Here is a 25,961-nt window from a genome sequence, read left to right as displayed (position 1 = left end):
CGTCAGCGCGTCGCGGCGGGGAAGTCGGCCAACACCCGCTCGGTCTGCCGAAGCAGCGGGGCGCCGAGCGTGGGGGCGAGGATCGCGAGAGCGACGAGCACCGCGACGAGCTTCGCGACCTGCGGCAGCGACTGGTCCTGGATCTGCGTGACAGCCTGCAGCAGCCCCACGATCAGCCCGACGGCCGCCGCGACGCCGAGGATCGGCAGCGACAGCCACAGCACCAGCTGCAGCGACTGGGAGAGGTGGTGGATCAGGGGCGAGGGATCGGACATCAGCCGCCTCCCGGAAGGGCGTAGGACAAGACGAGGCCGTGGGTCAGGCGCGACCACCCGTCGGCCAGCACGAAGACGAACAGCTTGAAGGGCACGGAGATCACCAGCGGCGAGACCATCACCATTCCCATCGCCATCAGGACGTTCGACACGATCAGGTCGATGACGATGAAGGGCAGGTAGATCAGGAACCCGATCTCGAAGGCCCGGGTCAGCTCCGACACGACGAAGGCAGGCAGCAGCACGATCAGGTCGTCGCGGGAGGCCGTGACCTCACTGCCCCCGGGGCTGCCCTGCGGCCAGACCCGCGAGGCGGCAGAGAGGAGGAAGTCGCGCTCCCGCTCATCGGCGAAGCGGGAAAGGAAGGCCTTCACCGGCTCCGACGCCGACCGCGCCGCGGCCAGCATTCCGTCGGCGGTCGAGAGGTCCGTGCCGGGCTGCGACAGTTGCGTCTGCACCGCGAGGATCAGCGGCAGGGACACGTAGGCTGCAAGCGCGACCGCGAGCGCATAGAGCACGAGGTTCGGTGGTGTCTGCTGCGTCCCCAGCGCGTTGCGCAGCAGGAAGAGCACGACCGCGATCTTCAGGAACGCCGTCGCTGAGACGACGATGAAGGGAATAAGCCCGACCGCGGCGACGCCGATGATGATCGCCAGCAGGTCGGGGCGCGCCTCCATCAGGGGCCGGCCTTCGGCAGCAGCGACAGCACGCGCACGGCGAAGGCGCCCTCGCCGACCTCGACGATCTCGCCCCGGCCGAAGCGGCGGCCATTCGCGAGGATGTCCACCATCGCGTCGCCGTTCCCGCGCGCGATCGGGAAGAGGTGCCCGACGCCGGCGGCAGCGACCTCGCCCAAAGGCAGTTCAAGACGGCCGATCTCGAAGACCAGCCGCACCGGCAGGTCCTCCAGCGCCGCGTCGGCGGACGTCTGGTCATCGGGCATCGCGCTCCACTCCTCCAGGTCCAGGGCGCCGAGGGTGCGGCGCGGGGTCGTCGCGTCGGCGCCCGACGCGGTCATGCGGACGCGCCAGCCCTGCGCCTCCGCAGCGACCGCCAGGGCCTCCCCGCGCGCGCGCAGCGCGGCGTCGAAAGGCAGGCCGTCACCGGGGCGCAGGCCGCGCAGGTCGGCGCGGGACAGGGTGGTCGCCCCGACCCGCAGGGAGACGGGGATGGCCAGCGAGTCCGGCAAGGGCGGCCGGCCCGGCGGGACTCCGGCGAGCGCGGCGGTGAGTCGTCGCTCCGCCGCCTCCGGCAGGGACAGGCGGCCCGAAATGGCGGTGCCCGCACCGGGCATGAGCAGCGTCAGCCCGACCCAGGGCGCGTCGGTCGGATCATCCCCGGCATCGAGGGAGACGGCTGCGACCGGGGCCCGCAGGGCGGCCTCCACCGCGGGGAGCACGGGTTCCAGCAGCAGTTCCAGAAGCAGCGCGCCCGCCTCGCCCCGCGCGCCGACGGCGGCGGGGTCGACGGCGTGCAGCAGCCGGTCGAAGGCGTCGGCGGCGGCGACCAGCAGCGCGGCCTCCCCGCCCACCCGCAGCCGTAGGCAGGCGAGCGGCCCGTGCGCGTCGGCGCGTGCCGGACCGACCAGCAGGGATAGCCCCCGGGCAGCGGCAGCGGCGCGCGCGACGCGGCGAGGGCGCGTTCCCGCGCGACGATGCGGGGATCCAGGCGCCGCGGCCGGAAGGGGCGGGCCGCGCGCGTCGCGACGATCACCCCGTCCATCGGTCGCGCGCGGCGCGCAGTTCGGCCGCCTCCTCGATGGCCTCCTCGGCCGCGTCCTCCTCGGCGCGGGCCGCGGCCTCGTCCAGACGCTCGCCGAGCTGGCTCCAGGCCTCGGCGCGGCGCATCGCGGCCTGGTGGTCGGACTGTGCGCGGTTGCGCAGGCGCTCCCGTTCGGCCAACGCCGCCTCCCGCCGTGCCCGCAAGTCGGCATAGGTGTTGGCGCGGGCGCCGAGGTCCAGCAGCTTCGCCGCGGTTTCCGACACCCGCCCCGGCGAGACGGGGCCACTCGAGGCGAGGTCCTGGATCGCCTGCGCGCTCTGCGCCCGCCGCATCGCTTCGAAGGCGCGGGCCATGCGGGCCGCGCGCTCCACCTCGCCGCGCGCGGCCTCGACCTCGGCCCCCGCGCGGGCGAGGTCGGCCGCGGCGCGGCGTTCCCGCGCGTGCCGCAGCGCCAGCAGCGTCGCCGCCTCCTCCCGCGTCATGCCGCGAGCTTCCGCAGCCGCGCGACGGTGAGCGGGAAGGGCGACGGCGCTTCGTTCATCTGCCGCAGGAAGTCGGTGATGGCCGCGTGCTTCGCCAAAGCCTCGTCCGCCAGCGGGTCGCTGCCCGAGCGGTATTCGCCGACGCGCACCAGCAGTTCGACCTCCGCATGGCGCGCCAGCAGGCGGCGCAGCTTCGCCGCGGCGTCGCGATGCGCGTCGTCCACCGCGGCGTCCATCACGCGGGACCGCGACGCCAGCGGGTCCACCGCGGGGTAGTGCTCGGCCTGCGCCAGCTTGGGCGACAGGATGAGGTGGCCATCCAGGATGGACTTCACCTCCTCCGCCACGGGGTCGGAGGCGATCTCGCCCTCCAGCAGCACGGTGTAGAAGGCGGTGATGGAGCCGCGCGGCGCAGGGCCCGCGCGTTCCAGCAGCCGGGGCAGCGCGGCGAAGACGGAGGGCGGGAAGCCGCGCCGCGTCGGCGGTTCCCCGGCCGACAGCCCGACCTCCCGCCAGGCGCGGGCGAGGCGCGTCACGCTGTCCACCAGCAGCAGGACGCGGCGCCCCTGGTCACGGAACCATTCGGCGATCGCCGTCGCGACCTGCGCGGCCTTCACCCGCTCCAGCGCCGGCCGGTCGGAGGTCGCGGCGACGACGACGGAGCGGCGCAGGCCCTCCGGGCCGAGCGAGCGTTCCAGGAACTCCCGCACCTCGCGCCCGCGCTCGCCGACGAGCGCGACGACGAAGACGTCGGCCTCCGCCCCCCGCACGATGGAGGCGACGAGGGAGGACTTGCCTGCGCCCGCCGGCCCGAAGATGCCGACGCGCTGGCCCTCGGCGCAGGTCATCAGCCCGTCGATCACGCGGACGCCCAGTGGCAGCGCCTGGCCGACCAGCGGCCGGTCGAGCGGTGGCGGCGCGTCGTTCTGCACGGGCACGCGCGGCAGGTGTTCGAGCGACGGGCCGCCATCGAGCGGCGCCCCGAGCCCGTCCAGCACGCGGCCGAGCAGCGCCTCGCCCGCCGGCGCCTCGAAGGTCCGGCCGGTTGGTTCCACGACGGCCTCGGCCGACAGGCCCTCGACCCCGCCGACGGGGGTAAGCATGGCGCGGATGCCGGAAACGGAGATGACCTCGGCCAGGGCGGGGCGCGCGCCGGGCTGGCGGAGGCGACAGAGCTCGCCGACCCGCACGCCCGCGATGCGCGCCTCGATCGCCGCGCCGAGCACGCGCTCGACGCGGCCGAGCACCGGGCGCGTCTCGATCGCGGCGAGGCGCGCGGGCAGGCGGTCCAGAGCGGCGGCGAAGGCGTTCACGCCGCGTCCTCCAGCCCGAGGCCACGGCGCAGCGCGCGGAGCTGCGCGGGAAGTCCTGCCTCGACGTAGCCGCCCGGCGCCTCGACGATCGCATCGGCCTCGCCGAGCGCGGGGTCGGGCACCGCCGTCACGCCGGTCAGGTCGGCCAGCGCCTCGGCAGTCGCGGCAAGGCTGGCCGGCGCGACGCGGACCGTGACCTCACCGGCGGCGGCCAGCCGACGCACGGCCTCGCGCGTCGCGGCGGCGAGCGTCGCGGGCGGCGGCGCCTCCCCGAGGATGCGGGCGACGGCGTCGGCGACGGCCTGCGCGACGCGGACCTCTGCATCGGCCAGCGCAGCGCGTGTGCCTGCGGCGGTCTCCGCGAGCAGCCGCGTGGCGGCGGCGGCGCCCTCCGCCCGGCCGGCGCGCAGGCCGTCGCCGCGCGCGGCGTCGCGGATCGCATCGGCTTCCGCCCGCGCGGCGTCCAGCACGGCGCGCGCCTCCAGCAACAGCCCGAGGTCGGCGGCACGGATGATCGTGCCGAGCGGGCGCGGGGCGGTCACGGCGAAGCGTCCGGCATCGTCGCGACCGGCGCGACCCGCGCCAGCACGGCACGCCCGGCGGCGCGGCGCGGATCGTCCTCGGCAGCCTCCGGCTCCTCCAGGGGCCATCGCAGCGCCAGTGCCTCGGGGATGGGCGGCGGCAATGCATCGCGCCAGCCGAGCAGCAGGACGGCCCCGTCCGCGCGCACCGCGTCGTGCAACGGCAGGGCGTCGTCGGGATCCGGCGGGGTCAGGTCGCCATGCGCCAGCGCGACGGTGCGGGCCTCTGCGCCGAAGGCCTCGGCGAAGGCGGCGACTTCGGCGGCGCGCAGCAGGGCGCGCACGCGCGGCGCATTCCAGGTCGCGCCGGCCAGCACAGCCGCGCGCTCCAGCACCGCGTGCCCGGCGCGCGCGAGCGCGGCCTCCGCCGGCGGCAGCGCGGCGACCGCCGCTTCGGCATCCCGAAGCCTGCCTTCGGCGAAGGCCCGGACGCGGTCGCCGAGGCGCGGGGAGCCGAGCAGCCGTTCCGCGACGGACGCGGGCAGCCCGGGCGCCAGGTGCCCGGCCAGACGCTCGGGGCGGATCGCGCTCATCGCGGCAGCGCGCGGGGTGCCGTGGCGCGGGTGAGGTCACGGCCGCCGTCGCGCGGCAGCTCGCGCGGGAGGTCGCGGCCGAGCGAGGGCGACGGGACCGAAGCGGGATCCGGGCGGCGGCGCGCATAGAACAACCAGCCCACCAGCCCGAGCAGAGCGGCGACGACCGCGGCGGCGATCCCGATCAGCGTGCGCACGAGCGGTGCGCTGTCCGCGTGGACCCAGAGCCCGAGCACCTGCACCAGCGCCGCGGGCTGCCGGCCCGCCGCATCGGCCACGGCGACCGTCGTGGCGGCGGGGACGAGGGTCACCGCGACCCGGTCATAGGTGAGGCCCGGCAGCGCGTTCGCCACCATCTCCTTGATCTGCGGGACGAGGTTTGCGACCGCCGCGCCCGGCGCGTGTCGGATGAAAACGGAAGCGCTGCCCGGCGTGCTCTCCCGCCGCAGCGGGTCGTTTTCGGGCAGGACGAGGTGGACGCGTGCGGCGAGCACGCCGTCGATCTCGCTGACGGTGCGGGACAGTTCCTGCCCCATCGCCCAAACGTAGCGAGCGCGTTCCTCGGTCGGGGAGGAGACGAGGCCCTCCCCGCGGAAGACCTCGCCGATGTTGGAGAACTGCTGCCGCGGCAGGCCGGCGTCGCGCAGGATGTCCACCGACTCCGCGAAGCGGGCCTCGGGGATGAGGACGGTGCTGTTGCGGCTCGCGCCGGCATTGCCCGGCCCGGCCGCGGCGACCGTCGTGCCGCGTTCGGCCGGGATGCCGCTGCGCAGCAGCAGGGCCACGATCTCGTTGGCCTCGCGCTCCGACAGGCCGCGGTTCAGTTCCACCTTGCAGCCGGCAAGCAGCAGCGGGATCAGCAGAAGGGCGAGGCGCGCGAGGCGGGTCACGGCGGCGTCACTGCCCCTTCATCAGCGTGTTGACGGATCCCGTGAACTGCGTCGCGGCCTTGGCGACGAGGTGCGTCTCCATCGCGAAGTCGAAGGTGCGCACGACCATCCGGTACATGCCCTGGATGCCCTGCGGGTCCGCGGGGTTGGCCGCGGGCTGCACCGCGCCGGCCGGCGCGGCGGAACCGGGTGCGGGCGGAGCGGCCGGCGCGGCCGCCGGCACGGCCGGCGTCATGGCGCCGACGACGTCGCGCGACATGACCTCGGCACGCCCACGGAAGGCCTGGAGGCCGTGGGCGACCTTCTCGGCCAGCACGCCGGGCGGGGACGTCGCGGCACCGAGTTGGCGCAGCGCGTTCTCGAAGGCATCGGCCGTGCCGGCGGCAGGGCCGGTCGGCGAAACGGGTTGAAGGGACGGCCCGCCGACCGGGCCGGCGGCGGGTGGGATCGGAACGGCGCTCATGGGGACTCCCGAGGCTGTGCTTCCGCTTCGTCTCGCCTCACGACGATTCGGAACGGTCCAAGGTTGCGCCGCGGCTGGCGCCCGGTCCCCGTGGTGTGGTGCGGGGACGCGTCGCGGGCGACGACCGGGCGGGAGCGGAGAGAGGAGAGGAGACCGCCCGGGCACCGTGCCCGCGCCGCGTCCCGTCCCCGTCCGGGGTCCGGGCCGCCGCGCGGCGGGCCGGGCTGCCCCGGGCGCTAGGCCCAGGCCTCCCCGGCCCGCAGGCGCGGCCCCGGTCCGCCTCCGCCCGCCCCGGCCCCGCGGAAACCCGCGAGGCGCAGGAGGCGCGCGATCGGCGCGTCGTGGCGGACGGGGCGGGGAAGGCGGCGCGGCCGTGACCGCGCCGCCCCCTCGTCCAGTCCGTCGAGCGCCGCCTCGAGCAGCCCGCCGTCGAGGAGCAGCCCCACCCAATCCCGGCCCTCAGGGCAGGGGGGCAGCGTCTCCGGCAGGTTGTCGGTGGCGACGCTCATCCTGGCGTCAGGCCTCGGACTTCCGGTTCGCGAACATCTCGACGAGGTCGCCCACCTTGTCGAGCGCGGGGCCGGCCATCGGGCCGATGCCCGGGATCAGGCCGGCGACCATGCCGAGCACGTCGAGGATCTTGTTGATCTTCTCGCCCGTCTCGTTCTTGGCGGCCGCCGCCGTGGTCTCACCGGCGGCGTTGAGCGAGACCGACTTCAGCGCAAAGTCCGAGTTGTCGGACGAACCCTTGGCGCCGTTGTCCTCCGGCGAGACCTCGACGCGGGCGAACTTCTTGTCGGTCGACACGGAAGCGTTGCCGTCCTTCGTGCCTTCGACGATCTTCTCGTCCACGACCTTGCCGTTCTCGTCGTAGAAGGTGACGCGCGCCTTCTCGACGTGGTCGCCATCCGGCCCATTCTTATAAAGCTTGCCGAGCTCGACCGTGCCGCCCGCATTGTCCTTGTTCTCGACGGGCGCCGTGAAGGTGAGGGACTGGCCGCGGTTGATCTCGCCCTCGATCTTCTGGCCGTTGCCAGGGGCGTCGCCGACGGCCCAGCCGCCATCCTTGCCCTGCTCGACGTTGCCGCCCTCGGCCGTGAGATAGGGCTTCAGCGCGTCACCCTCGAACTTCTGGGGCTTGGCGTCGTCGGCGGACGTGGCGGAGGCGCCGTCCTTGCCGCTCGCGCCGGCTGCGCCGGCTGCGCCGTCTTTGCCCGCCGCATCGCCGTTCTGCAGCAGGTCGAGGGCTGACTTGATCAGCTCCGCCTTCAGCTCGGGATCCTTCGTCTCCCGGGCCTCGCGCAGCAGGTCCTTCGCGAGCTTCGTGTTCTCGGAACCCGCGCCGGGCGCATCCGCCTCCTTGGCCGACGGCTTGGCGACGGTGGATTCGGCGGCGGTCTTCGCGGCGTCCTGCCACTGCACCGTCGTGATGCTGAAGTTGCCGTCGCCGTCGGTCAGCGCCTTGAGTTCCGCCGGGTTCAGGCCGCCGGGAACGGCGGCAATCGTGCTGCTCATGGTCTCTCCTCTCTCCACTCTCTCCGTGTTGTCCCGCCCGTGTTCTCGGTCACGGGGGGTGGGCACGTGCGGTTCGGGGCCGTTACTCCTCCTCCGGCCCCAGGTCGGACAGCAGGTCGTTCAGCATGGGCTGCAGCAGCATCTGCATGATGCCCGTGCCGCCCTTGACCATCTCGTCCATGGCGCCCTTGCCGAGCACGCTTTCGAACAGCGAACCGCCGACGGCTGCGCCGACGGGGCCGCCGAAGATGCCTCCGGCCAGGCTTCCGATGTTGAACATCACCGGACTCCTCTGAATGGCGGGGCGGCCGTGGCCGCACCGCTGCGTGCCGGCACGGCCGATGCCGCGCCGGGTCCCGACGGCGATGCCGGGCCGAGGGCCGGCCTGAGCGTCGCCGCCATGCGGCGGGCCGGGGTATCCGGTCCCGCCAGCACCTCGTCCGCGAGGCGGCGTGCCTCCTCGCTCTGCCCCGCCGCGACGAGCGCGACGAGGAGGATCCCGTGTGCCGCGTCCTGCCCGCGCGGCCTGCCGATCGCCTCGCGCCGCAGCGTGTCCACGGCATCCGCCGGCCGGTTCGCCGCCATGGCCGCGACGGCCCGCGTGACGGCCGCGATGGGATGGTCGGGCTCCATCCGCTCGAGCAGCGCTACGATGGGGCGCGCGCGGTCGGCGAGCCCGGCCTGCGCGGCGGCCAGCGCGATGTCGGCGAGCAGTCGCGCGTCGCCGCGCGCGCCGGCCCAGTCGTCCTGCAGCGCCGCCAGGGGCTTGGTCACGGCGCTCACGTCGCGCGCTCCGTCCTGCCGCGGAAGACCCGGATGCGGGCCGGTTCCGTCTGCGGCGATCCGTCCGGCCGCGGCCGGCGCGCGAGAACGGCAAGGGTCTGCTCGACCAGCTGCACGTAGCGCGGCGGCCCAGAGACCATCGCCATGCCGAGGGCCGGGTCGGAGCCGCGGATGGGCCAGCGCTGGTCGTGAACGCCGAGGGCACGCAGTGCGCCGTCGAGCTGCGTCGGCGGCACGCCGCCGAGGTCCACGAGGCGCGACACCGCCTCGTTCACCGAGGAGACGTGCAGCGTGCTGCCATCCGTGAACCAGTCGAGGCCGTAGATCGCCGCGAGCCGGTCCAGCGTCTCGACCGCCGTGCCGCGCGCCAGGCGGCCGCGGACGCGCCCGCGCACGCCGTCCGTGACGACCGTGTTCAGGCCGACGCGCTTGCCTAGTTCGACCAGGACGTCGCGAAGCTCCTGGTCCACCACGGCATAGTCGAAGGGCTTGGAGCGCCAGTCCTCGCGGGCCGGCGCGCCCTCGGCCGGGGGAGGTGCCGCGACCGCCGGTCCCTCGACCGGGGCGGGCGCCGGGACAGGCGCCGCGCTGCCCGCCGCGGGCTGCGCCCACGCGGCGGGGACGCAGGACAGGCCGGCGAGCATCACGGCCCCGCAAATATTGCGAAGGTGAAACTGCGTGCTATCCCGTTCGAACAAGAGTGCAGGCAAGTCAACGTACCTCCCTGACGCTCAGCGACCAGCATATCGGCACCGCGACAACGACCCTGCAAGAACTGTTTTGCGTTAAGCTTGCGTGAAAGAACGCGAGACCTGATCTCAATCGCGTGAGGATTGAATGAGTGGGTTGGAACCGATTGCGGTTGTGCCAGTTTGCTTTGGGCGAACGCGGAAGCGGGTTTCCGCGGCGCAGAATGCATGGGAGGTTTCGGTGAACGACACCGCACGGGAGAAGCGCGGTTCCCTGCAGCGGGCCATCGCGGGTGACGGCACGGCCCTCGCCGCCATCCGGCGCCGGCTGCAGGACGGACAGGCGCGATCCACGGCGGTCGCCGGGGATCGGGCCGAGCTTCTGCGGGGCGCTTACGCGGCTGCCCTCGACCTTCTGCCGCGACTGGCTTCGGCCAACCAGGAGAGGAGATAGAGCATGGCTGGTGTGACGGGTGTTCCCACGGGTGGCGCTGGCGGCAACGCGTCGGTGACTGGTGCCGGTGCGGGCAATGGCGCCTCGGGCGACGCGTCCGGCGCGATCGGGCAGATGAGCGCCGCCTTCGACCAGGCGATCAGCAAGGCCGCCGAGATCACCGCGATCACGACGGTGAAGAAGGCCGAGCTCGACGCCGCGAAGCAGCGTCCGCAGAACTGATCGGCGCTGCTCCTGGAACGCGGGTTCGCGGCGGGCTGCGAAAGCCGGCTGCGAACCCGCACGGGCGTGACCGGGAACGGCGCAGCCTCGGGCGGCGCCGTTCGTTTTCGACGAGGATGGGTTTGACGAGCCTGGCTTTGTTGGTTGCGGTTTCGATCGGAACGGAGCCAACGGGAAGGCCGAGGGGAAGGGGAGTGTGCGGGGCATGCCGGGCGATCTGACGGTCGGCGAACGTAGCCTTCCCGATTTCTCGCGCGGGGAGGGCGACTGGCGGCTCGACGTGGTGGACGGACCGAACCGCGGCGCCCGCCTGGACCTGCCGCCTGGTGCCTACCGCATCGGCGCGGAAGCCGATGCCGACATCCTCCTCGCGGATCAGGAGGCGGGGCGGATCCGGCTCCACCTCACGATCCCGGAAGCGGGCGAAGCGCGGGTGCTCGCCGAAGCGCCGGGCGCCCTCGTTGCCGGGCGGCCGCTGCGGCCTGGCCGCGCACGCCTCGTCTCCCGCGGCGCGACGGTTCGCCTCGGGGCGACGACGCTCCGCCTCGCGCCGCCGCCAGCCGGCCTCGCTGCGCGCGACGGCCGGCGCCGCGCGATGCAGTGGCGCGTGGGCCTGCTTGCGGCCCTGATCCTCCTGCTCGGCGCGACAGCCGTGCTGCTGCCCCGCCTGATGGCGGATCCAAGGCCGGCCGTGACCGAGCGGCGCGACGTCGGCCCGCGTGCCGACCGTGCCCCGCCGGACCCCGAGGCCGCCCGCGCCGCGTTGTCCGAGCGGCTTGCCGCCGCGGGGCTCGGCCCCGACCGCCTGCGCGTCTCGGACGGCGCCGGCGGCGCCCTTCTCGTCGAGGGCCGGCTGAGCGCCGAGGAGACCGCGCGCTTCAACGACGTCCGCCGCTGGTACGACGCCGCGCACGGCGCCGGTCCTGCCCTCGTCCCACGCCTCGGCGTGGACATCGGCCCGCCGCGGCCGGGCCTGCGCATCCGCGCCGTCTCGCTCGCGCCCGTGCCCTACATCATCGCCTCAGACGGCGAGAAGTACGGGGAGGGCGCGGTTCTCGAGGACGGTTGGGTCGTCGAGAGCATCACGCGGGAACGCGTGGTGCTGCGCCGCGGGTCCGAAACCTCCGTCGTGACGCTGTAGTCCCGTGCCGCCGCTCGACCGCGTCCCCGGGCCGGAGGGCGCCGGGCCGAGGAGCGACCCGCGCACCGATGCGCTGTTGCGCGCGCGGTCCCGCCTGCCACCCGGCGCGCCGCTTCCCGTCGAGGAAACGCCGCAGGCCGAGGCCTTCGACGCCATCTCCGCCGCGGCCGGCCTGGACCAACGGCTGAAGGAGCCCCACTCGCCCGGCGGCCTCGCAGGCATGGTGCTCGACTTCGTGGCGCCCGCGCGCGGCGCGCCGACATCGCCGACGCGCCTTCTCGGCCTGCTGGAGGTCGCGGCGGGCGTGCTGGCCCATGCGCCGCCCGGTGACGACATCGCCCGCCTCGGCGCGCTGGCGATCCGGCAGGAACTGGACGCGCACCGCGACCTCGCGGAACGCCGCGGCACGCTGGTGGGCCCGTGAGAGCGCCACGCTCGACGCCAGCGCCGCGCTGCCGGAGGAGACGGCGGGCGCGCTGCACGCACTGGGTTACGTGTACCTCCGTCAGGGCCAGTCGCGGCGGGCCAGCGTGCTGCTGCTGCTCGCCGCGCGGCAGCGGCCGATGGACGCGCCGCTCATGCGCACCCTCGCCGCCTCCCTGTCGGCCTGCGGCCTGGGCGAGCGGGCGCTGGAAGTGCTGGACCACGCGGCGCGGCTCGAGCCGGAGGCCGATGCCAGCCGTCCCGGCCGAGTCCTCCGCGCCCGCGCGCTGCTTGCAGCCGGACGGCGGGAAGAAGCGCGGGCCGCGTTCCGCGACGGGCTGGAGGAGGACGCGGCATGACCGCCTTCCTTCGCCGCCTGCCATACCGCTCCGACCTCGCCGTCGCGGCGCTGATGGTCTCGACGATCCTGCTGATGATCATCCCGCTGCCGACGGCGGTGATGGACGTGCTGCTCTCCGTCAGCCTCGCCTCGGGCGTCCTGCTGCTGATGGTCGGCTTCTACCTGCGCTCGCCCGTCGAGTTCTCGACGCTGCCGGCCATCATCCTCATCACCACCGTGTTCCGCCTGGCGCTCGGCATTGCGACGACGCGCCTCATCCTCATCCAGGCCGATGCGGGCGATATCGTGCGGACCTTCGGCGAGTTCGTCGTCGCGGGGAACATCGTCGTCGGCCTCGTCGTCTTCCTCATCATCACCGTCGTCCAGTTCGTCGTGATCACGAAGGGCTCGGAGCGCGTGGCGGAGGTCGCGGCGCGCTTCACGCTCGACGCGCTGCCGGGCAAGCAGATGGCGATCGACGCGGACCTGCGTTCCGGCGACATCGACCAGGCCGAGGCGCGCCGACGCCGCTCCGGCCTGGAGCGTGAGAGCCAGCTCTACGGCGCGATGGACGGCGCGATGAAGTTCGTGAAGGGCGACGCCATCGCAGGTCTCGTCATCATCGTCGTCAACCTCGTCGGCGGCCTCGCGATCGGGATTATGCAGCACGGGCTAACCTTCGGGGAGGCGGGGCGCACCTACTCCATCCTCACGGTGGGCGACGGGCTGGTGGCGCAGATCCCCGCCCTCTTCGTCTCGATCACCGCGGGCATCGTCGTCACGCGCGTCGCGTCCGCCGAAGCCGGCGGCGCCGACAGCCTGGGCGGCGAGATCACGGGCCAGATCTTCGCGGAACCGCGCGCGCTCTGGCTCGCCGCGGTCGTGGCGGGGTTGCTCGGCCTCATCCCCGGCTTCCCCGTCCTCATCCTCCTGACGCTCGCGGCGGGGCTGTTTTTCCTCGGCCTGATGGCCGCCCGGCGCAAGCGGAGCATGGCGGAGGAGGCGGTGCGGGCCGCAGCCGAGCCGGAGGAGGCCGGCACGCCGGCGACCGACGCACCCGTGCCCCCTGGCCGCGTCCGGCTCCTGCTCGCGCCCGACCTGCAGGCGACGCTGCCGGCAGACCGCCTGCGCGTCGCGCTCGCATCCGCGAGTGCCAGTGCCGCGCAGGCGACGGGCGCCCCCATTCCCGGCGTGTCGAGCGAGGAGTTGGCCGACCTCCCCGCCGGCGGCTTCCGGCTCGAGGTGGACGGCGTGCCGATCGCGGAAGGTGCCCTGCCGCCGGACCGCGTGCTGCTGCGCGACGAGCCGGAGAACGCCGACCTCGCGGGCGTCGAGGTGCAGCCCGGCGACGACCTCACCGGCCTGCCGCCGACGCTCTGGATCGCGCGTGACGCCATCCCCGCCCTCGTCGCGACCGGCGTCGGCCACGCCGAGCCGCCGGAAGTGCTGGGCGAGGTCGCGGGTCGCGCTCTGCGCCGCCATGCCGGCGCCTTCGTGGGGCTCCAGGAGGCCCGCGCCATGATCGGCCGGGTCGAGGGCGCCTATGGCGACCTCGTGCGCGAGGCCCTGCGCGCCGTTCCGCTCCAGCGCGCCGCCGAGGTGTTCCGCCGCCTGCTGGATGAGGGAATCTCGGTCAGCAACCTCCGCGGCCTGCTCGAAGGCTTCGTGGAGCATGGCGACCGCGAGTCGGACGCCGCCGCGCTCGCCGAGGCCGTCCGGTCCGGCCTTCGGCGCCAGATCTGTCACGCCCATTCCGACCGGTCCCGCATCATTCCCGCATTCGTGATGGACGCTGCGAGCGAGGAGATCGTGCGCACCTCCATCCGCCAGACCGCCGCGGGTACCTTCATCTCCCTGCCGGAGGGAACGGCCGCGGCGCTGGCCGAACGGTTGCGCGCGGAACTCCGGCCCTCCGCTGGTCCCGAACCTGTCATTCTCTGCGCGCTCGACATACGCCGACACGTTCGTAACCTCCTCGTTAACAACGGGGTGGATGCAGCGGTGATGTCGTTCCAGGACCTGTCTCCCGAGTTCACGGTGCAGCCGCTCGGCTCGATCCGCCTGCATGGTGAAGCGCCGTTGCAGCGCGTGGTGCCCGGCGAAACCGGCGCCGAGTCTTTCCGGGTCACTGCCTCGAACGCGGCGTGAGGCGGATGCGGCCCGGACCTCTCGCCCGTGCGGCCCTCGCCGGGGTCGTGCTGCTGACCGCCGTCGCGGCGCCCGGCGTGGTCGCACCCGCGGCTGCGCAGGACGCGCCGCCGCGCGGCGGCGGCCTGACCGTCGCGGTGGGGGAGGGGCGCCTGATCCGCTTCCCGCGCGACGTGACGCAGGTGCTCGTCGCGGACCAGGCGGTCGCGGACGTGCAGGTCGTCTCCCCGCGCGTGGTCTTCGTGTATGGCCGGCGCATCGGCCAGACGACTCTGCACGCGGTCGATTCCGGCGACGGCGTCGTCGCCTCCACGACGGTGCGCGTGGAACGCTCGGCCGAGGCCGCCCGCGCCGCCGTGCCGACGCGCCGCACGGCCGTGCAGATGGAATTCGTCGGCGAGCGGCTGATGGTGCAGGGTCCCGTCCGCGACGTCGGCGAGGCGATGGAGGTCGAAGCGACGGCACGCGCCTATTCCCCCCAGGGCCAGCGTCCGCTCGACCGCACGCAGCTCGCGGGATCGCAGCAGGTCGCGCTGCGCGTCCGCTTCGCCGAGGTGTCCCGGAACGACCTGAACCGCATCGGCGTGAACTGGAACGTCGTCGGCTCGATCGGCAGCTTCGCCTTTTCCTTCCTCTCCGGCGCTGGCCTTGCGTCCCGCGTCGCCGGCCTGACCTCGACGGTGCAGGGCCTGAATGCCGGCGAGACTTTTTCGGGCCTCGGGGGAAGCGCCTCCTCCCGGAACATCTCGGCGGATGCCCTGATCGACGCGCTGCAGCGCGAAGGGGTGGTCAGCATCCTCGCCGAGCCGACGCTGACGGCGATCTCCGGCCAGACCGCGCGATTCCTCGCAGGCGGCGAGGTGCCGATCCCCGTGCCGCAGCGCGACCAGGTGATCACCGTCCAGTTCAAGCGCTTCGGCGTCGGGCTGGAGTTCACGCCGACCGTGCTGCCCGGCAACCGCATCGGCCTGCGCGTGGCGCCCGAGGTGAGCGAAATCTCTAGCAGCAACGCCCTGAACATCAACGGCTACGTCGTCCCCTCCTTCATCACCCGCCAGGCCGAGACGTCGGTCGAGATCGCGAGCGGCCAGACGCTCGCGATCGCCGGGCTGTTCCAGCGGCGCCTCGCGGACAACCTCGATGCCGTTCCGCTCGCGGGGGACCTGCCGGTCATCGGGGCGCTGTTCCGGTCCTCGCGCTTCCAGCGGCAGGAGACGGAGCTGCTGATCCTCATCACGCCCTACATCGTGGATCCCGTGCGCGGCATCGCGCCCGTGGCCACGCCCGCCGACCGGGCGCCGCCGCCCGCGGTGCCGGTGCGCGCGGCGGCCGGGCCCGCGGTGACGCGGGGCCTCGGCGGCTTCCTGGTGGATTGACGGCCATGCGGCGCCCGGCGCTCCTCGCCCTCCTCACGCTCACGGCCTGCTACGCCGACCCGCCGCCGGACCGCCCGCGCGGCTTCGCCCCCTGACGTCGGCGGACGTGCGCCGCGTCCTCTTCTCCGCGGACGGCGTGCAGCCGGACCCGGCCGACGCCGCCGGCCTGTCCGCCATCGCCCAGGCGCGGCCTGGCGCGGCCATCGCGGTGGCGCTGCCCGACGAAGGCCCGGCGGAGACGGCCGGCGCCCTCGCAGAGCGACGGCTGGCAGCCCTGCGCTCCGCCCTGCGGGACCGGCCGGTGACCGCATTGATCGGCGGCAGCGACGCCCCGCCGCGCGGGGAGGCGCGAGTCACCATTCGCGAGACCTCGACGCTGCCGATCGCCTGCCAGGGCACGGGGGAGCCCTGGCGGCGCCCCTTCATCCCGTGGTTCGGCCAGGATTCGGCGCGCGCGCTGTTGCCCGCGGGATGCGCGAGCGACCTCGCGCTGCAGCGCCAGGTGGAGCGTCCGGCCGACCTGACCGCCGGCCGCACGATGCAGGGCGGCCCGGCGACTCCCGCGGCCCGCGCGATCGAGCGCTACATCTTCCGCGACGAGGGTCCGGCGCCGGACGGGCGCCCCGCCTCGCCCTACGCGCCAGCGTGGGGGCGAGACCGAGGCGCTGCCCGACCCCGGCGCGCGCCCGTCCTCCCCCGCCGGCACGGAGCCCGCGCCCGCCCCGCCGCGCTGAGGCGAGCCGGCGCCGCTCCGGGGGCATCTCCGCGGGCGGGCGTCGCCGGACGCAGTGAAGCCGCTGTCCGGGTCGTGACCTCGGCTCGAAGACGCCGACGACAGTCCGCCGGAACCGCGTTATGCGCCGCGCCCGCGGGAGACGCCGAGGATCACGGCCCGCGACGCTGCGTCCGGCGCCGCCGCTGCGCGCCGGCCCTGGGCCAGGACGTTCTCCGCCTCGCCGGCCGGCAGGGTGCGCGCCTCGACCCCCGCCTCGGCCGCGCGGCCCGCCATGGCAAGCACGAGGACGAGGTTGCCCCGGTGGGCGTCGCCGCTGCCAGGGACGGCGACCGCGCGCCGCGCTTCCTCGACCGCCGCATCGGCCTGGCCCGCCACGGCGAGGGAGAGGGCGAGGTTGGCGCGCAGGTCCGGATCCGCGGGCGCGAGGGCGATCCCGCGCCGGTAGGCCTCCGCCGCGTCCCCCTGCCGCCCGAGCAGGTCGAGCGCCACGCCGCGCAGACGCAGGGCGCGTGCGCTGCGCGACCCCGGGCCCGCAACCGGCGCCAGCGTCTCCTCGGCGAGCTGGGCTGCGGCCGGCGTCCCGCGCCGGAGCAGGCCGGCGGCGGCCGCCACCCGCGCCTCCGCGTTCGACGGGTCGGCCGCCACGACCTCGAGGTAGCCGCGCGTCGCGCCGTCCTGGTCGCCCTGGCGCGCGAGGATCGTCGCGAGGCGCAGGCGAGGCTCCGGGTCGGTCGGGTCGCGCTCGCCGGCGCCCCGGTAGAACCCGGCCGCGCTGTCCAGCTCCCCGCTCTCCAGCATACGGTCGCCGAGGCGGACCATGGCGCGGGAGGTCTGGCGGTCCGAGCTCGTGCCGCCGCACGCGGCGAGGGCGCAGGTGGCGAGGACAGGGAGGGCGGCGGCCAAGGCCGTCCGGCGCAGCGCGGTAGTCATGGCGCGGTTGTAGCCGCGGGCCGGCGAGCCGCGAACCCGCTACGGCCAGCCGACGCGCGCCCGTTCCGGCCGGGGTGCCGCGAGGCGCGTCCGCCGGGATGCGATCCGGTGGACGGACGCGACGGGGGCCGCCCCGGCCGCGGGCTGCGGGATCGCGGGCGCCAGGAGCCCGGGCGGGCCGACGACGGCCGCGCTGACCGCAGGGGCACGGACCCCGTTCTCGCGAAGGCCAGCCCGGGCGACCCCGGGCAGGCCTCCTGCGGCGGAACCCTGGCAGACGACCTGGGCCCGTGCGCCTCCCTCGTCCGTTCCGGCACGCACGACGAGCACCGCCGCGCCCCGCCCGCCGCAGCCGCGATGGAGCCGGACGGCGCCGCCCCGCGCCCAGGCCCGGCCGAGCTGCGCCAGGGCGACCCGGGCCGCGTAGCCGGCGCCCCGCACCGGATCGCCCGAATGGTAGCGAGCCACCGCCAGGCCCCAATCGCCCGTCTCGGCCCGGAGCCGGAGCAGGAAGCCGGCGGCGTAGCGGACGTTGGCGACGGGATCGAAGGCGTCGTCGAGGCCCCGGAAGGCGTCGGGGTGATGCAGGAGGTTCACCTGCATGCACCCGACGTCCACCGAGGCGACGCCCCGGGCACGCAGGGCCGCGACCGCCCCGACCGCGGCGGTCCGATCGGCCGCGTAGCCCGGCGCGCCCGACGCGTTCCAGGACCAGGGCCAGGGTTGGACCCGGCCCGTCGTGGGGTCGAAGCGGCCGCTCTCGACAAGCGCCACGGCGGTGAGGAGCCCGGCGGGCAGGCCGGAGCCGGGCTCGACCTGCGCGATCGCGGCGAGGCAGGCATCGGCATCCGAGGCCGCCGCCGGCCAGGGGCGCAGGGCGCACGCCGCGAGGATCGCGAGGGCACAGCCCAGCCGTCGCGACCCACCGGGCATCCGGCCTCCCCCTTCTCGACCGAGGTATCGGCGTGTGGGTGAGCCTAACGCTTGATCGCTCGTCCAGTCACACCCGCGCGCGGGGGCGATGGGACGGCGGGAAACGTTTCGCCGCCACTGAGGACGGCTGCCCTGGCCTGGCGTGCGGCGCGTTACGCCCGGCAGGCCGCAGCCTGGGCGGCGCCCCTCACGGGAGGGTGACGGGTCGGGCCGCGCAGGCCCGCTTGCCGTCGCGGTGCGCGTGCCGCACCCCGGCGCCTCCGAACCGGAGGATCGGGTATGAGGAGAGACCTTGTCCGCGTGCCCAGCTGGCCCCCGGCCTGCGGCACGTTCCTGCTCGCACTGCTTGCCCTCGCGCTGCTGGCCGGCACGTCCCACGCGGGCACGCCGGCCGCATTCGGCGAGGCCCGGTTCGAGTTGCCCGAGGGCTGGTCGGGCGGCCCCCGGGGCGAAGCGCTCTGGGCCGCCGAGCGTCGCTTCGGCACGGAGGGAGGCGCCATCATCCAGGTGGTCCGGCCCGTCGCGGGGAACGACGCGCCGGCCGCAGCCGCGCGTTTCGCGGCGTCCCTCCCCGAGCTCGCCGATCGCCGCCCGATGCGCCGCGGCGACGGCGTCACGACGAACGGCCACCGCCTCGCGTTCGAGGAGCGGTGTTGCGGCACGCGCGGGAGCGCGACGATCGGCGTTACGTCGGTCGCGATCGCCGATGGGCGTGCGACGCACCTCCTCCTCCTCGCGACCGTCGGGCTGCGGCGGGAGGCAGCGCGGACCGCACGGGCCGACTTCGACGCCCTCGTCCGGAGCTACCGCCCGCGCGAGTCGGACCGACCCTTCGAGCTTCGTCCGCCACCCGGCGCGGGCGGGCTGGAGGGGGTCTTCACCCACCTCGACACCGGCATCCGCCCGAACGCCTTCGGCGGCACGGACTTCTACGCCGAGATCGAAGTCCTGGTGCTGGACCCCTCCGGCCTATTCGGCCGTGCCCTGCCGCCGGGTGGCGAGCCGCTTGCCGAGCACTGCGCGCGGGCGCCGACAGGCTGCGGCACCTATCGCGTTTCGGGCAGCGTGATCGAGCTGCGCGAGGCGACCCGCGACTTCGGGCTGCTGCGCGTGACGTCCGAGCCGCTGGCGCGGGAGGGCGGAGACCTCCGCATCGGGCGCACGGCCCACCGCCGCGTCGAGCCCTTCCCGCCCGGTGCGACGCTGGAGGGCACCTGGCGCTACACCTACGCCTCCTCCGGCAGCGGCGCCTTCTCCTCCGGGAGCGTCGCGGTGGAGCGGACGCTCACCCTCTCCCGCGACGGACGCTTCGCGCGGACGGGCTGGAGCGGGGCGAGCAGCACGAACGAGACGGGTGGCGGGCGCACCGGCGTGACGGTCGGCGGCGCAAGGCCCACGGCGACGGGTCGCTACGTGCTGGAGGGCTACCGGCTCACCCTGCTTCGCGACGACGGGGGGCGGGAGGACATGCCGGTGATGCGGCCGGATCCCGGTTCCGAGGCGCTGCTCGTCATCGGCGGTGCGAACTACCTCCGGCGGGACGGCGCGGGCCAGGCGCGGGGACCCTCAGGAGGAGGCAAGCCGCCGGAGGCGTCGGGCCTCCCGGAAAGCCCGCCGGGCGGGCGCAAGGGCTGAGGGCGCCGCCGCACCTCCCTCCGCGCGGTGTGATACCTTCGGCGCATCAGGGGCGACCGAGATGATATTGGACGGGTAAGGGCGGTCTCGGTACCGCTGACGGCGACGCCAGCCCCTCCCGAAAGTTCGTGCCATGCCCACCGCCACTGCCCGCCCCGGCGCGCTGCTGCTCTCGCCGGGCGATCACACGCTCATCCTCATCGACCACCAGTCGCAGATGGCCTTCGCGACGAAGTCCATCGACCCCGTCCTGCTGCGCAACAACGCCGCCCTTGTCGCCAAGGCCGCGGCGGAGTTCGGCGTTTCCACCATCCTGACGACGGTCGCCGAGAAGAGCTTCTCCGGCCCGATCTTCCACGAGATCTCCGACGTCTTTCCGAACGAGGTCGCGATCGACCGCACGACGATGAACACTTGGGAAGACCCGCGGATCGCGGAGAGGGTGAACGCGATCGGGAAGGGTCGGATCGTCCTCGCGGGTCTCTGGACGAGCGTCTGCATCGTCGGCCCGGCTCTCTCCGCGCTCGACCAGGGCTTCGAGGTCTACGTCATCGCCGATGCCTGCGGCGACATTTCGGACGAGGCACACGAGCGGGCGGTGCAGCGCATGATCCAGGCCGGCGCGCGCCCGATGACGTCGCTGCAGTACCTCCTCGAGCTCCAGCGGGACTGGGCGCGGTCGGAGACGTACGACCAGACGGTCGCGACCTCGATCGCGCATGGCGGCGGCTACGGCCTCGGTCTGATCTACGCCAGGACGATGTTCGGCGGCGGCGAGGGGCACTGAGCGTGGCGCCGCTCTTCACGCCGGCCGACACGGCGATTCTGCTGATCGACCACCAGGTCGGAACCATCAAGCTCGCCCTCAGCACGCCGCGCGACGAGATCGTCAGGAACACCCGGGCGCTCGCCAGGACCGCGGTCGAGACGGGGATGCCGCTCGTCCTCACGACGAGCCAGGAGGACCGGTTCCAGGGGCCGCTCCTGGACGACCTGCTCCGGATCGCACCCGACGCCCATGCCGCCCGCGTGAGGAGGCCGGGCGTCGTGGATTGCTGGCTTCATGCACCGTTCAAGGACGCCGTCCTCGCGACGGGACGGAAGAACCTCGTCATGGCAGGCCTGACAAACGACGTCTGCATCGTCTACCCCGCGATGAGCGCAATCGCGGAAGGCTTTCGCGTGCAGGTCGTGGCGGACGCCGGCGGGTCGCCGACGGCCGCGGCCGACCGCGCGGCGCTGGACCGCATGGCAGCCGCCGGCGTGACGATCACCTCCACCAACCAGGTCATGGCCGAGTTGGCGACGGACTGGGCCAGCCCGACCGGCGGCGCCATCCAGCGCGTCATGTACGAGGAGATCCTCGCGCGGCTCGTCGCAGCCTGACGCGCGCGGAAAGGCCGGCATCGTGAAGACCTACCTCCTCTCCCTCGGGGCGGGCCTTCTCGTCGGCGTCATCGATGGCCTGCTGAATGTCCGCTCCCCCGCGCCACCCGTCATCGCGCTGCTCGGTATCCTCCTCGGCAAGCAGCTCGTGCCGATCGCGAAGCGGCTGATCGGGGGGGAGCCCGTGACGGTGTCGGCCCTTCGCCGGGAGTGCGGTCAACACGTATTCGGGCAGTGGCCGACCCGGCCCGGTTCCAAGGGGACGAGCACGTGACCGTGACCCGTCGCGACCTTGCCCGCGGCTCCGCCGCCGGCCTCCTCAGCCTTGCCGGAGCCCATGCCATGGCCCAGACGGCCGCGCCCGACCTGATCCTGACGAACGGGCGCTTCACGACGCTCGATCCGGCGAACCCGGATCCGGAGGCGGTCGCGGTCAGGGCGGGGCGGTTCAGCGCGGTGGGGACTGCCCGCGACATCCTGCCGACGGCCGGCGCGACCACGCGGGTGGTGGACCTGCGCGGTCGGCGAGCGATCCCCGGGCTGATCGACAGCCACATGCATTTCATCCGCGGCGGGCTGAACTACAACCTGGAGCTCCGCTGGGATGGCGTGCGGTCCCTGTCCGACGCGATGACCATGCTGCGGCGCCAGGTGCAGGTGACGCCGCCCGGGCAATGGGTGCGCGTCGTCGGCGGCTTCACCGAGCAACAGTTCGCCGAGCGCCGCCTGCCGACGATCGAGGAGCTGAACGCCGCGGCACCGGACACGCCGGTCTTCATCCTCCACCTCTACGACCGCGCGCTGCTGAACCGCGCGGCGGTGCGCGCCGTCGGCTACGACCGGGCCACGCCCAACCCGCCGGGGGCGAGATCGCCCGCGACGGCAATGGCGACCCAACGGGGCTGCTGCTCGCCAAGCCCAACGCGCTGATCCTGTATGCGACCCTTGCCCGCGGCCCGAAGCTCGATCCCGACGCGGCCGTGAACTCCACGCGCCACTTCATGCGGGAGCTGAACCGCCTCGGCGTCACCTCCGTCATCGACGCGGGCGGCGGCTTCCAGAACTACCCGGAGGACTACCGGATCGTTGAGCGGCTGCATGCGGACGGCCAGCTCACGCTGCGCATCGCCTACAACCTCTTCACCCAGAAGGCGGGTGAGGAGCTGGAGGATTTCACCCGCTGGGGCACGATGGCCCGCCCGGGCCAGGGCGACGACACCTACCGCCACAACGGCGCGGGCGAGATGCTCGTCTTCTCGGCGGCCGACTTCGAGGACTTCCGGGAGCCGCGGCCGGAGCTGCCGCCGGGCATGGAGGGGCAGCTCGAGGCGGTCGTGCGCAGGCTCGTGGGGAACCGCTGGCCCTGGCGCCTGCACGCGACCTACGACGAGACGATCACCCGCGCGCTCGACGTGTTCGAGAAGGTCAACCGGGACCAGCCCTTCGGCGGCCTGCACTGGTTCTTCGACCATGCGGAGACGATCAGCGACCGCAACATCGCGCGGATCGCGGCCCTCGGCGGCGGCATCGCCGTGCAGCACCGCATGGCCTACCAGGGCGAGTACTTCGTGGAGCGCTACGGGCGGGAGGCGGCGGAGCGCACGCCCCCGATCCGGCGCATGCTGGCCGAAGGCGTGCCGGTCGGGGCCGGCACGGATGCGACCCGCGTCGCCTCCTACAATCCCTGGGTCTCGCTCTCCTGGCTCGTCACGAGCCGCACCCTCGGCGGCCTCGGGCTGTATCCGGAGGCCAACCGGCTGGACCGGGAGGCGGCGCTGCGGCTCTGGACGCGCGCGAACACCTGGTTCTCGACGGAGGACGGGAAGAAGGGAGCGATCGCGGTCGGGCAACTGGCCGACCTCGCGGTCCTCTCGGCCGACTACATGACGGTTCCGGACGACGCGATCGGCGACCTGGAAGCGGTGCTGACGTTCCTCGGGGGGGAGCCGGTCTACGGCGCGGGCGACTTCGCCTCCCTCGCCCCACCCCCGCCGCCCGTGCTGCCGGACTGGTCGCCGGTGAAGATCTTCGGAGGCTATCAGCGCCGTGCCGACGCGGGGCGCTACCAGCGGACTGCGGAGGCCGTCACGGCCGCGGCCGCCGCGTCCTGCAGCTGCACGACCGCCTGCGCGGTGCACGGCCACGACCACGCGCGTGCCTGGGCCGCAACCACGCCCTCCGCCGATGCAGCGGGGTTCTGGGGCGCCTTCGGCTGCGCCTGCTGGGCGGTATAGACGGATGGACGCACTGTCCCGCAACCCCGTCCTCGGCTGGATCGCGCTGCTGCTCCTCTGCGCCGCCTACCTGCAGGGCGGCCTGAACAAGCTGCTCGACATCCCCGGCGCGGTCGCGGAAGCGCGGCACTTCGGCCTTCCGTTTCCGCCCCTCACGGCCGCCGCGACGATCGTGGTGGAGCTCGGCGCCTCCGTGCTGATCCTCGCGAACCGGCTGCGCTGGCTCGGTGCACTTGTCCTGGCCGCCTTCACCGTCGCCGCGACCTTCATCGCCAACCGTTTCTGGGAGCTGCCGCCGGGGATGGAGCGGTTCATGGCCGCGAACGGGTTCTTCGAGCACCTCGGCCTCGTGGGCGCCTTCCTCCTGGTCGCCGGGCTGTCCTGGCGGCGGCAGGCGCCCTGACATGGCCCCGCCGGCACCCGTCCCGTCCGAGCGTGCGGTCCTGGTCAACGCCATGCTCGCCTTCGTCGCGGGCTACGTGGATGCGGCGGGCTTCGTCGCGCTCGGTGGCTTGTTCGTGGCCCACGTCACCGGCAACTTCGTGCTGCTCGGCGCGCAGGCGGCCGGGCTGCTGGCGGGCGGCGTCGTCGGCAAGCTGCTCGCCCTGCCCGTCTTCATTCTCGGCGTGGCGCTGACACGGCTGGCGATCCTGGCGCTGGACCGGACCGGCCGGGCACCGCTGCGGCCGCTCCTCGCCGGCGAGGCTGCCCTCGTCGCAACCTTCATGGTGCTGGGACTGGCGGGCGGGCGCGCGGCCGACCCGGACGCGATCCTGCCGGTCCTCGCGGGCATGGCGGGCGTGCTCGCCATGGCGATCCAGAACGCCAAGGCACGACTCATTCTGACGACCCAGGCGCCGACGACCCTGATGACGGGCAACACCACGCAGGTCATCATCGACCTCGTGGACATGGCGCGCGCGCACGGGGCGGAACGGGAGCCTGCGCGAGGGCGGCTGCTGCGGATGGCGCCGGCGATCGGGGCTTTCGTCGCCGGCGCGCTGCTCGGGGCGATCCTCTTCGGCGCCGCGGGCTACCTCTGCCTGCTCGTTCCGCTTGCCGGGCTGCTCTTCCTCATCACGACGACGCCGGGTACGCCCGGCACACCGGCCGGGATTGCGGGATAACGCCTGGCCGTGTCGAGCCTGCGGGTGAACAGCCTGCTACACATCGATATTGGAATGAGGAGCGACGGTGATCGAGATCTGGCAGGCCCGCTACGTGATCGCGGTCGCCGATGCCGGCTCCTTCCGCGCCGCCGCACAGGCGCTCAGTATGTCGCAGCCGCCATTGAGCCGCGCCATCGCCGCGATCGAGGCGCAGCTGGGCGCCAACCTGTTCGAACGCCACCCTCGCGGGGTCACGCTCACCGCGGCAGGGGTAGCGTTCCGACGGGAGGCGAGGCAGCTCCTTCATCAGGCCGACGCCGTCATGGCTGCGGCCCGGGGGGAACCGCCTGGGAAGCAGGCGCTCATCATCGCCTTCGAGGGACCGACCGCGCGTGCCGCCCTGCCACGGATCGTCGGCCGGCTCCGGAACCTTCCGGGCGAACCGGAGATCACGCTCCGCGAGATGCCCTCCGTCGCGCAGGTCCGCGCCCTCAAGGCCGGCGAGATCGACGCCGGGCTTGTCGTTCCGCCGCTCCGCGACGCGGAACTCACGGTCACCCTCATCGGCAAGGAACCCCTTCTCCTCGTCGTCCCGCCCGATCACCGCCTGGCCGGCCGGAACGACGTGGACGTGGCCGAGCTTGTCGGCGAGCGCTGGGTGACGGGCGCGCGCGGGGCGAGGAATGCGGACTCCATGCCACAGCCCTCGCCCTCTGCCGCACGGCGGGCTTCGTGCCGGAGGTCGCGCTGGACACCGGTGACACGATGCTCCTCCTCGACCTCGTGGCGGCGGGGTTCGGCGTGACGCTGCTGCCCCGGTCCACGCTCGCCCATACCGAGGCCTGCGTCACGGCCGTGCGCCTCTCGCCGGTGGTGACGAGCGGGCTCGCCCTCGCGCGACGACGGAAGGATGGGCGTGCGGCCTTCTTCGCCGAATTGCTGCGAGGTGCGACGGATGCGGACGACGGAGGCGAACGCCGCGACGGCGCTTAAATCGACGAGATCCGGCCTGGGTTGGGATCTTGGGGCGGGCGACGACCTCGTGGCCCGCAGCCTCGCGGAGGGCCACGATGCTTCGGACTACGCCAACGGTGGGGCGGGGGTGGACACGCTCCGGCTCGAGGTGGCGCGCGCCGACTGGTTGTCCTCGGCCTTGCAGGCCGACATCGCACGCTGCGCCGTCTTCCTCGCCTCGTCGCAGGGGATTGCTGGCCGGACCTTCGCCTTCTCCGCCTTCGGCCTCCAGGCGGGCGGGTTCGAGCGCGTCGAGGCGTGGGTGGACGGGCTCGCCCTCGCCCGCGACGACGACCCGGTCACCGCGGTCGCCGACAGGGTCGCGCTGACGGAGGACACGACGGCGTCGGGCAACGTGCTCGCGAACGATATCGTCCCCGACCTCGTGGCCGCCATCGCGGTCGTCACCGGTCCGACGAAGGGTGCCTCCGTCCGCGACGGCACGGGGCCGGCGCCTGGACCTACGATCCGGGTAGGGCTACCGGTATCTCCGCGCGGGGGACTTCGCGACGCAGGTCAGCCGCTGCCGCGTGACGGACGCGGACGGCGACACGGGTGAGGCCACCCTCATGCTCCGCATCGAGGGTTTGGGCGACAGATCCTCCTCGACGGGCCCGCGGCCGCGGCGCCCGTG

General features: G+C 74.1%; 32 protein-coding genes and 1 pseudogene. 17 read left to right on the top strand and 16 right to left on the bottom strand.

Going from position 1 to position 25,961, the window contains the following annotated elements; translation table 11 throughout:
- Nucleotides 1–2 precede the first annotated feature (2 nt).
- From sctS to ACE7GA_RS22300, 14 genes are all read right to left on the bottom strand, one after another.
- On the bottom strand, nucleotides 3–275 hold the full coding sequence (gene sctS / locus ACE7GA_RS22365) for a type III secretion system export apparatus subunit SctS (protein ID WP_376091774.1): 273 nt from the start codon (nucleotides 273–275) through the stop codon (nucleotides 3–5).
- Entirely contained in the window at nucleotides 275–952 is a 678-nt protein-coding gene (gene sctR, locus ACE7GA_RS22360; RefSeq protein ID WP_376091771.1) for a type III secretion system export apparatus subunit SctR, read from the bottom strand. Before sctR ends, sctS begins: the two co-directional genes overlap by 1 nt.
- Nucleotides 952–1,806, bottom strand: coding sequence for a type III secretion system cytoplasmic ring protein SctQ (gene sctQ, locus ACE7GA_RS22355; RefSeq protein WP_376091768.1), 855 nt, complete (start codon nucleotides 1,804–1,806; stop codon nucleotides 952–954). Before sctQ ends, sctR begins: the two co-directional genes overlap by 1 nt.
- Nucleotides 1,807–1,984: 178 nt before the next feature.
- On the bottom strand, nucleotides 1,985–2,479 hold the full coding sequence (locus tag ACE7GA_RS22350; RefSeq protein WP_376091765.1) for a hypothetical protein: 495 nt from the start codon (nucleotides 2,477–2,479) through the stop codon (nucleotides 1,985–1,987).
- Nucleotides 2,476–3,792, bottom strand: coding sequence for a FliI/YscN family ATPase (locus ACE7GA_RS22345; protein WP_376091762.1), 1,317 nt, complete (start codon nucleotides 3,790–3,792; stop codon nucleotides 2,476–2,478). The genes ACE7GA_RS22350 and ACE7GA_RS22345 overlap by 4 nt, the downstream gene beginning before the upstream one ends.
- Nucleotides 3,789–4,334: a hypothetical protein gene (locus tag ACE7GA_RS22340; protein ID WP_376091759.1), complete on the bottom strand. Its 546-nt coding sequence runs from the start codon at nucleotides 4,332–4,334 to the stop codon at nucleotides 3,789–3,791. Before ACE7GA_RS22340 ends, ACE7GA_RS22345 begins: the two co-directional genes overlap by 4 nt.
- On the bottom strand, nucleotides 4,331–4,906 hold the full coding sequence (locus ACE7GA_RS22335; protein WP_376091756.1) for a hypothetical protein: 576 nt from the start codon (nucleotides 4,904–4,906) through the stop codon (nucleotides 4,331–4,333). Before ACE7GA_RS22335 ends, ACE7GA_RS22340 begins: the two co-directional genes overlap by 4 nt.
- Nucleotides 4,903–5,796 carry a type III secretion system inner membrane ring lipoprotein SctJ gene (sctJ, locus tag ACE7GA_RS22330; RefSeq protein ID WP_376091753.1) on the bottom strand — a complete coding sequence of 298 codons (894 nt, stop codon included), beginning with the start codon at nucleotides 5,794–5,796 and terminating at the stop codon, nucleotides 4,903–4,905. The genes ACE7GA_RS22335 and sctJ overlap by 4 nt, the downstream gene beginning before the upstream one ends.
- 7 nt (nucleotides 5,797–5,803) lie before the next feature.
- Nucleotides 5,804–6,259: a hypothetical protein gene (locus tag ACE7GA_RS22325; RefSeq protein WP_376091750.1), complete on the bottom strand. Its 456-nt coding sequence runs from the start codon at nucleotides 6,257–6,259 to the stop codon at nucleotides 5,804–5,806.
- Nucleotides 6,260–6,495: 236 nt separating this feature from the next.
- Nucleotides 6,496–6,768 carry a hypothetical protein gene (locus tag ACE7GA_RS22320; RefSeq protein ID WP_376091747.1) on the bottom strand — a complete coding sequence of 91 codons (273 nt, stop codon included), beginning with the start codon at nucleotides 6,766–6,768 and terminating at the stop codon, nucleotides 6,496–6,498.
- 7 nt (nucleotides 6,769–6,775) lie between these two features.
- Nucleotides 6,776–7,774, bottom strand: a complete 999-nt coding sequence (locus ACE7GA_RS22315) for a hypothetical protein (RefSeq protein WP_376091744.1) — start codon at nucleotides 7,772–7,774, stop codon at nucleotides 6,776–6,778.
- 82 nt (nucleotides 7,775–7,856) lie between these two features.
- A complete protein-coding gene (locus ACE7GA_RS22310; RefSeq protein ID WP_376091741.1) occupies nucleotides 7,857–8,054 on the bottom strand; it encodes a hypothetical protein in 198 nt (65 codons plus the stop codon).
- On the bottom strand, nucleotides 8,054–8,557 hold the full coding sequence (locus ACE7GA_RS22305; RefSeq protein WP_376091738.1) for a hypothetical protein: 504 nt from the start codon (nucleotides 8,555–8,557) through the stop codon (nucleotides 8,054–8,056). Before ACE7GA_RS22305 ends, ACE7GA_RS22310 begins: the two co-directional genes overlap by 1 nt.
- Nucleotides 8,554–9,204 carry a hypothetical protein gene (locus tag ACE7GA_RS22300; protein ID WP_376091735.1) on the bottom strand — a complete coding sequence of 217 codons (651 nt, stop codon included), beginning with the start codon at nucleotides 9,202–9,204 and terminating at the stop codon, nucleotides 8,554–8,556. The genes ACE7GA_RS22305 and ACE7GA_RS22300 overlap by 4 nt, the downstream gene beginning before the upstream one ends.
- 283 nt (nucleotides 9,205–9,487) lie before the next feature.
- On the opposite strand from ACE7GA_RS22300, the gene ACE7GA_RS22295 reads away from it, so the two are divergent.
- The 7 genes from ACE7GA_RS22295 to ACE7GA_RS22265 all read left to right on the top strand — a co-directional run bounded on the left by ACE7GA_RS22295 (nucleotide 9,488) and on the right by ACE7GA_RS22265 (nucleotide 15,350).
- A complete protein-coding gene (locus ACE7GA_RS22295; protein ID WP_376091733.1) occupies nucleotides 9,488–9,700 on the top strand; it encodes a hypothetical protein in 213 nt (70 codons plus the stop codon).
- Nucleotides 9,701–9,703: 3 nt separating this feature from the next.
- Nucleotides 9,704–9,922 carry a hypothetical protein gene (locus ACE7GA_RS22290; protein ID WP_376091730.1) on the top strand — a complete coding sequence of 73 codons (219 nt, stop codon included), beginning with the start codon at nucleotides 9,704–9,706 and terminating at the stop codon, nucleotides 9,920–9,922.
- 205 nt (nucleotides 9,923–10,127) lie between these two features.
- Entirely contained in the window at nucleotides 10,128–11,063 is a 936-nt protein-coding gene (locus ACE7GA_RS22285) for an FHA domain-containing protein (protein WP_376091727.1), read from the top strand.
- A 4-nt stretch (nucleotides 11,064–11,067) separates the two neighbouring features.
- Entirely contained in the window at nucleotides 11,068–11,487 is a 420-nt protein-coding gene (locus ACE7GA_RS22280) for a hypothetical protein (RefSeq protein WP_376091724.1), read from the top strand.
- A complete protein-coding gene (locus ACE7GA_RS22275) occupies nucleotides 11,390–11,845 on the top strand; it encodes a hypothetical protein (protein WP_376091721.1) in 456 nt (151 codons plus the stop codon). The genes ACE7GA_RS22280 and ACE7GA_RS22275 overlap by 98 nt, the downstream gene beginning before the upstream one ends.
- Entirely contained in the window at nucleotides 11,842–13,974 is a 2,133-nt protein-coding gene (sctV, locus tag ACE7GA_RS22270; RefSeq protein WP_376091718.1) for a type III secretion system export apparatus subunit SctV, read from the top strand. The genes ACE7GA_RS22275 and sctV overlap by 4 nt, the downstream gene beginning before the upstream one ends.
- A gap of 5 nt (nucleotides 13,975–13,979) precedes the next feature.
- A complete protein-coding gene (locus tag ACE7GA_RS22265) occupies nucleotides 13,980–15,350 on the top strand; it encodes a type II and III secretion system protein family protein (protein ID WP_376091715.1) in 1,371 nt (456 codons plus the stop codon).
- Between the two features lie 853 nt (nucleotides 15,351–16,203).
- Here the strand turns inward: ACE7GA_RS22265 and ACE7GA_RS22260 are convergent.
- Together ACE7GA_RS22260 and ACE7GA_RS22255 are read right to left on the bottom strand one after the other, a co-directional pair.
- Complete coding sequence (locus tag ACE7GA_RS22260) at nucleotides 16,204–17,016, bottom strand: tetratricopeptide repeat protein (RefSeq protein WP_376091712.1); 813 nt, start codon at nucleotides 17,014–17,016, stop codon at nucleotides 16,204–16,206.
- A gap of 39 nt (nucleotides 17,017–17,055) precedes the next feature.
- Nucleotides 17,056–17,949 carry a transglycosylase SLT domain-containing protein gene (locus tag ACE7GA_RS22255; protein ID WP_376091709.1) on the bottom strand — a complete coding sequence of 298 codons (894 nt, stop codon included), beginning with the start codon at nucleotides 17,947–17,949 and terminating at the stop codon, nucleotides 17,056–17,058.
- 300 nt (nucleotides 17,950–18,249) lie between these two features.
- On the opposite strand from ACE7GA_RS22255, the gene ACE7GA_RS22250 reads away from it, so the two are divergent.
- From ACE7GA_RS22250 to ACE7GA_RS22205, 10 genes and pseudogenes are all read left to right on the top strand, one after another.
- Entirely contained in the window at nucleotides 18,250–19,584 is a 1,335-nt protein-coding gene (locus ACE7GA_RS22250) for a hypothetical protein (RefSeq protein WP_376091706.1), read from the top strand.
- A 133-nt stretch (nucleotides 19,585–19,717) separates the two neighbouring features.
- The gene (locus ACE7GA_RS22245; RefSeq protein WP_376091703.1) at nucleotides 19,718–20,371 is read left to right on the top strand and encodes a hydrolase; all 654 of its coding nucleotides are present in this window, start codon (nucleotides 19,718–19,720) and stop codon (nucleotides 20,369–20,371) included.
- A gap of 2 nt (nucleotides 20,372–20,373) precedes the next feature.
- On the top strand, nucleotides 20,374–20,970 hold the full coding sequence (locus tag ACE7GA_RS22240; RefSeq protein ID WP_376091700.1) for an isochorismatase family protein: 597 nt from the start codon (nucleotides 20,374–20,376) through the stop codon (nucleotides 20,968–20,970).
- A 22-nt stretch (nucleotides 20,971–20,992) separates the two neighbouring features.
- Nucleotides 20,993–21,244: a XapX domain-containing protein gene (locus ACE7GA_RS22235; protein ID WP_376091697.1), complete on the top strand. Its 252-nt coding sequence runs from the start codon at nucleotides 20,993–20,995 to the stop codon at nucleotides 21,242–21,244.
- 68 nt (nucleotides 21,245–21,312) lie between these two features.
- Nucleotides 21,313–23,204, top strand: a pseudogene (locus tag ACE7GA_RS22230) (amidohydrolase).
- Nucleotides 23,205–23,208: 4 nt separating this feature from the next.
- Nucleotides 23,209–23,607 (top strand): DoxX family protein, encoded by a 399-nt coding sequence (locus ACE7GA_RS22225; protein ID WP_376091694.1) that lies wholly within the window; start codon nucleotides 23,209–23,211, stop codon nucleotides 23,605–23,607.
- A gap of 1 nt (nucleotide 23,608) precedes the next feature.
- Nucleotides 23,609–24,331: a YoaK family protein gene (locus ACE7GA_RS22220; protein WP_376091690.1), complete on the top strand. Its 723-nt coding sequence runs from the start codon at nucleotides 23,609–23,611 to the stop codon at nucleotides 24,329–24,331.
- A gap of 67 nt (nucleotides 24,332–24,398) precedes the next feature.
- Nucleotides 24,399–25,118 carry a LysR family transcriptional regulator gene (locus ACE7GA_RS22215; RefSeq protein ID WP_376091687.1) on the top strand — a complete coding sequence of 240 codons (720 nt, stop codon included), beginning with the start codon at nucleotides 24,399–24,401 and terminating at the stop codon, nucleotides 25,116–25,118.
- On the top strand, nucleotides 25,046–25,306 hold the full coding sequence (locus ACE7GA_RS22210; RefSeq protein ID WP_376091685.1) for a LysR substrate-binding domain-containing protein: 261 nt from the start codon (nucleotides 25,046–25,048) through the stop codon (nucleotides 25,304–25,306). The genes ACE7GA_RS22215 and ACE7GA_RS22210 overlap by 73 nt, the downstream gene beginning before the upstream one ends.
- The gene (locus tag ACE7GA_RS22205) at nucleotides 25,269–25,886 is read left to right on the top strand and encodes a hypothetical protein (protein WP_376091682.1); all 618 of its coding nucleotides are present in this window, start codon (nucleotides 25,269–25,271) and stop codon (nucleotides 25,884–25,886) included. Before ACE7GA_RS22210 ends, ACE7GA_RS22205 begins: the two co-directional genes overlap by 38 nt.
- Nucleotides 25,887–25,961: the final 75 nt, after the last annotated feature.

Source organism: Roseomonas sp. CCTCC AB2023176 (assembly GCF_042259275.1).
Lineage (GTDB): Bacteria > Pseudomonadota > Alphaproteobacteria > Acetobacterales > Acetobacteraceae > Roseomonas.
The sequence above is the reverse complement of the archived record's forward strand: the minus strand, read 5'-3'. Positions and strand labels throughout refer to the sequence as shown.